The organism is Rhodococcus sp. IEGM 1379, from assembly GCF_030056815.1.
In the GTDB taxonomy this organism is placed as follows: domain Bacteria; phylum Actinomycetota; class Actinomycetes; order Mycobacteriales; family Mycobacteriaceae; genus Rhodococcus_F.
Genome location: NZ_JASHKR010000177.1, coordinates 1 through 1,514, shown reverse-complemented (window position 1 = coordinate 1,514; position 1,514 = coordinate 1). Strand labels below are relative to the sequence as shown.

2 protein-coding genes are annotated in these 1,514 nt (G+C 60.4%); one reads left to right on the top strand and one right to left on the bottom strand.

Going from position 1 to position 1,514, the window contains the following annotated elements; genetic code table 11:
- Nucleotides 1–111: 111 nt before the first annotated feature.
- Complete coding sequence (locus QM600_RS29370; RefSeq protein ID WP_283265295.1) at nucleotides 112–1,080, bottom strand: metallophosphoesterase; 969 nt, start codon at nucleotides 1,078–1,080, stop codon at nucleotides 112–114.
- 57 nt (nucleotides 1,081–1,137) lie between these two features.
- On the opposite strand from QM600_RS29370, the gene QM600_RS29365 reads away from it, so the two are divergent.
- The coding region (locus tag QM600_RS29365) for a GatB/YqeY domain-containing protein (RefSeq protein WP_283265293.1) at nucleotides 1,138–1,514 on the top strand (377 nt) is incomplete at its 3' end.

Here is a 1,514-nt window from a genome sequence, read left to right as displayed (position 1 = left end):
GAACCCACGACCTCTTCGTCCCGAACGAAGCGCGCTACCAAGCTGCGCCACACCCCGTGTCGAACCTCGGTTAGCTTACAGCACGAAGTTGGCAGGTATTAAATCCGCTGGTCAGTTGCGTAAAACCGGTGCTTGTGACTGCGCATCACTGCGTGTGGACAAGTGCTCCGGTTCGCGCCTCGGCGCAGGAATCAACGTCAACAAAGTTGCTTCGGGACGGCAGCAGAATCGCACTGGTGCCCACGGCGACGTTCCGATTCCCGCGGAGACGTGCAATTGGGTGTGAGCGCCCCATTTGGAGGGGCCCTTGACCCGTGAGCGGTCCAACTCGCAGTTGGTCACCAACGCGCCGTAGAACGGCAGGCAGAGTTGCCCACCGTGCGTATGGCCGGCGAGAACCAAGTCATATCCGTCGTCCGCAAACCGATCGAGTACCCGCGGTTCCGGGGAGTGTGTCAAACCGAGTTTCAAATCAGCCAGGGGATTGGGCGGCCCGGCGATGGTGTCGTAGCGATCACGCTTGAGATGCGGATCGTCGACGCCTGCCGTTGCGATCTTGATGCCCGATACTTCGAGTTCGCGTCGCACGTGCGTCACGTCGAGCCAGCCGCGTTCGGTGAAGGCCGCACGCAGGTCTCCCCAGGGCAGGGGGTCTCCGGTGATGCGCTTCTTCTTGTCGAAGATGTAGCTCAGCGGGTTCTTCGGCTTCGGAGCGAAGTAATCGTTGCTGCCGAAGACAAATAGGCCGGGACGTGCAAGAAGGTCGCCGAGTGCCTGAACGACTGCGGGGACACTGCGCTGATGCGACAGGTTATCGCCCGTGTTCACGACGAGGTCGGGATCGAGGCTCTCGAGTTCGCGCAACCAGTTCTGCTTCAACCTCTGGTTCGGCATCATGTGCAGATCACTGAGGTGGAGAACCCGCAGCGAGGACGAACCCGGTGCGAGTACAGGCATTGTCACCTCACGCAATGCAAAAGCATTGCGTTCGATGCCGGATGCGTACCCGATTCCGAGTGCAGCGACGCCCGCGGCACCAAGTGCGGTGCGGGTCAGATTGGTGCGGAACTGGTCAGACACCAGTCAAGGATATAACTAAGGGGACGAACGGTGCGGTGTGCGCGTAGCGTTTCATCCATGTCCGACACGACAGCAACGCTCAAAGACACCCTCCGTACCGACATGGTCGCATCCATGAAGGCAAAGGATCCGCTCCGCACCGCCACCCTTCGGATGCTCATGGCAGCAGTCCAGACCGAAGAGGTTGCCGGCAAGGAAGCACGGGTTCTCACCGACGAAGAAATCATCAAGGTTCTTGCCAAGGAATCGAAGAAGCGCGGAGAAGCCGCCGAAATTTACACCGAGAACGGCCGCGGTGAACTCGCCGCGAAAGAGCGCGCAGAAGCTCAGATCATCGACGAGTACCTGCCGACGCCGTTGACCGACGCAGAACTCGTCGACGTCGTCGATACCGCGATGGCTCAGGTATCCGAGGAACTCGGTGAGCGTCCGGG